Annotated in this window: 3 protein-coding genes; 1 reads left to right on the forward strand and 2 read right to left on the reverse strand. The window is 72.8% G+C overall.

Features of this window, described 5'->3' with window-relative positions; genetic code table 11:
- Positions 1-91 precede the first annotated feature (91 nt).
- Positions 92-1,009 carry a M23 family metallopeptidase gene (locus D7X55_RS38000; RefSeq protein ID WP_121725593.1) on the forward strand — a complete coding sequence of 306 codons (918 nt, stop codon included), beginning with the start codon at positions 92-94 and terminating at the stop codon, positions 1,007-1,009.
- A 6-nt stretch (positions 1,010-1,015) separates the two neighbouring features.
- Here the strand turns inward: D7X55_RS38000 and D7X55_RS38005 are convergent, their stop codons facing one another.
- Both D7X55_RS38005 and D7X55_RS38010 read right to left on the reverse strand, forming a co-directional pair.
- A complete protein-coding gene (locus D7X55_RS38005) occupies positions 1,016-1,720 on the reverse strand; it encodes a diguanylate cyclase domain-containing protein (RefSeq protein WP_121725594.1) in 705 nt (234 codons plus the stop codon).
- A 73-nt stretch (positions 1,721-1,793) separates the two neighbouring features.
- Positions 1,794-2,819: an SAM-dependent methyltransferase gene (locus tag D7X55_RS38010; RefSeq protein WP_121725595.1), complete on the reverse strand. Its 1,026-nt coding sequence runs from the start codon at positions 2,817-2,819 to the stop codon at positions 1,794-1,796.
- Positions 2,820-2,932: the final 113 nt, after the last annotated feature.

Genomic DNA, 2,932 nt, shown 5'->3' on the forward strand with positions numbered 1-2,932 from the left:
GGGTGGGGGAGGTGTTGCGAGCGCGGGGAGCGACTTAGCTTCTGGCGCCGGAAGTCCCACGTAGCGAAAGAGATTTCCCCAGGAGTGGTCCGTGGCCAAAAAGTCCTTCACGCTGATGGTCATCCCGGACCACGACGCTCCGGTGAAGCGCTACACCATCCAGCGCTCCTGGCTGGTGCAGGTGGGCATGGGCCTGATGCTGGTGGCGGGCCTGGGCGCCGGTGCGAGCATCCACTACCTCCAGGTGGCGGCGGACGCGTCGGAGAACCGCATCCTGCGTGAGGAGAACCTCACGCTGCGCTCGCAGCTGAAGTCGGTGCGCGAGCGCATCGAGCACATCGGTTCGACGCTGGACCGCGTGGAGCGGTTCGACCAGAAGCTGCGCGCGGTGACGCTCTTGTCCGACCCGCAGCGCAACCTGGCCATGGGCCCCACGGAGCCGGAGGCCGGCACCGCGGTGCCCGCGACGGACACGCAGTTCACCCAGCTGACCACCACGGACACGCCCAAGATGATGCTGGGCCGCCTGGACCGGCTGTCCGCGGAGGCCACCCGCCAGGAGCTGAGCCTCCAGGACCTGCAGGCCTACTTCCAGGACCAGAAGTCGCTCTTGGCCTCCACGCCGTCGGTGTGGCCGGCGCGCGGCTGGGTGACCAGCGATTTCGGCCAGCGCCTGGACCCGTACACGGCGGACCGCGTGACGCACGCGGGTCTGGACATCGCGGCGCCTCACGGCAAGGAAGTCACGGCGCCGTCCGACGGCACGGTGGTGTTCGCGGGCCTGGAGGGCGGCTACGGCAACGTGCTCGTCATCGACCACGGCTACGGCATCAAGACGCGCTACGGCCACCTGTCCAAGATCCTGGTGAAGGCCGGTGACCGGGTGAAGCGCGGCTCGCCCATCGCGGCGGTGGGCAACACCGGCCGCTCCACCGGCCCGCACCTGCACTACGAAGTGCGCGTGAACGGCGTGCCGCAGAACCCGCGCAAGTTCATCCTCGAGGAGTAGGCGTCCTCAGGTTCCTTCCGGCTCCGGGAGGAACGCGTCCAGGCGCAGGCGCCGCCGCTGCAGGCCGTGCGTCCGCCCGGTGCGCTCCATGATGTAGGCCCGCTCCACCTCCGCCCACAGGAGCGGCCCCAGCACCTGCCAGTGTGACGGCTGGTGCACCGTCAGCTCCAGCAGCGCCACGGTGAAGCCCGGCACGTCCGTGTCGGAGGCACCCGGAGGCAGCGCGGGGCGCAGCTCCTCCGACAGCTTCGCGCGCGTCGTCTCCGCGCTGTCCTCGCGCACGGTGAGCTGGGACGTGGGGAGCAGCAGCACCGCGAAGCCGTCCGGCTGGAAGCGCACGATGCGCGCGTTCGGGTACTGCCGGGCCAGCGACGCCACGACGCCCTGGAGCAGCGCATCCCCGGCGGGGAAGCCGAAGCGCGCGTTGAAGTGGATCATCTCCTTCACGTCCACCATCACCGCGCCCACGCGCCAGCCGTCGTGGTGCGCGTGCGTGGACAAATCAAACTCCTCCTTGAGGAGCGTGCCCTGCGTCAGCGCCAGCACGTGCATGGCGCCGGTGGCGTCCGGCTGGCCGCGCCGGCGCTGCTCCGCGGCGATGAGCTCCCGGGCGGCGGCCTGCGGTGCCTCCTGGGCATGGCCCGGGCGCGCGGCCCGGGGATGGAGGGCGACGAGGGCGGTGGCGGTGGCGTCGTCGAGTGTGTAGGGCATCGTGTCCGCGTGTGTAGCGCGGACCGGCCGCGGGCGCAGGAAAGCTTCTCCCCGCGCCCGCTCCGTCGCCCTCTCAGCGCATGCGGTGCGCCGTGACCGTGACTTCGTCCCGGTCATGGTAGAGCTGGCGGACGGTGAGGCCCTCCCAGCCTCCATCGTCCACGAGTATCTGGCGCACCCGCAGCAGCAGCGGGTTCTTGTCCTTCATGGGCAGCTTGATGTTGGCCACCAGGTTGCGCGCCCAGCGGCGCCGGCCCCACTTGGCCAACAGCTGTGCCACTTCCAGGGGCCGCCACGCCATGTCGCAGAAGAGCCAGTCCGCGGACTCCTCCGGGGCGTAGGCGAAGGCGCTCTCCTGGACGTGCTGGACGCGCGAGTTCCTGGCCAGCTCCGGCATCAGCTTCGCCGGGTCCACCGCCACCACCCGCGCCCCGCGCGCCACCAGCCGCTGTGTCCAGCCGCCCGGCGCCGCGCCCAGGTCCACGCAGACGTCGCCGCGCCCGGGCTCATGGGCCAGCCCGTCCAGCGCCTCCTCCAGCTTCATGGCCGCGCGGGAAGGGGACTCGCCCGCGCGCTTCATCCGCCGCCGCCCGCCAGGGGCCAGGGACAGGGCCTCCCGGGCACTGACCGCACCCAGCGTCAGCACCCCGTCCGGCGCGACGCACAGGCCCACCAGCAGGGCCCCGGCCTCGCGCGCACGGCCGTCGTCCTCCAGCAAGCGCCCGGAGGGAAGGGCCGCGCGGACCGCCGCCTCCAGGGCCTCGGCGCGGCCCGCCTGCGTGTTGCCCTTCGCGCTGTCCGGCGTGTAGGCCCTCACCAGCCAGGGCACCCGCGTGGGCAGCCCGGACATGGCGGCCCGGATGTCCTCCACCGGCACCTGCGCCCCACCCGCGGGCGCCCAGGTGTTGATGACCTTCTCCACCGCCCGGCCGAAGGCGGGGGGCACGTCCGGCCGCTGCTCGGACTCCACCAGGGCAGGGCCCAGCAGGCGCGGACCGGCGCCCGCCCAGGTCAGCTCCTCGAAAAGGTGCCCTTCGAAGCCCTCCCGGCACGTCCACAGCCACCGGCCCGGCTGGGCCGCCAGCGTCTGTGCGGGCATGGATGGCACCCGCGCCCGAGGTGGGATGCGCGGCGGGGGCGAGGCGATGGGCGCTGGCGCGGCGCGTCCGGGGCTTCCGGGACGGGCCGTGGAGGTGGGCTTGCCACCCGCAC

Origin of the sequence: Corallococcus sp. AB049A (assembly GCF_003668885.1) — a bacterium.
GTDB classification, from domain to species: Bacteria; Myxococcota; Myxococcia; order Myxococcales; family Myxococcaceae; genus Corallococcus; species Corallococcus interemptor.